The sequence below is a fragment of the Stenotrophomonas sp. SrG genome (assembly GCF_050031795.1).
Classification (GTDB): Bacteria; Pseudomonadota; Gammaproteobacteria; order Xanthomonadales; family Xanthomonadaceae; genus Stenotrophomonas; species Stenotrophomonas rhizophila_A.
The window spans coordinates 1-236 of the sequence record NZ_JBNBBE010001299.1 but is presented as its reverse complement, the minus strand read 5'-3'; the positions used below and the strand labels follow the sequence as shown (position 1 = coordinate 236).

1 pseudogene is annotated in these 236 nt (G+C 75.4%); it reads left to right on the top strand.

Features of this window, described 5'->3' with window-relative positions:
- Window positions 1-236: pseudogene (locus tag ACQG3P_RS23615) on the top strand (MFS transporter); the annotation flags it as partial.

Below are 236 nucleotides of genomic sequence, written 5' to 3'. Positions count from 1 at the left end.
GCTGGGCGGGGTGGTGGCGATGCTGCCGGCGTTCCTGCACGAGATCCTGCACCACGGGCCGGAAGGGGTGGGCATCCTGCGCGCGGCACCGGCACTGGGCTCGGGATGCGTGGGCCTGTGGCTGGCGCGCCGGCCGCTGCAGCGGCATGCGGGGCGGGGGCTGCTGGTCGCGGTGGCCGGAGTCGGGGTGTGCGTGATTGGCGTCGGGCGGTCGCACAGTTTCTGGCTGTCGGCGG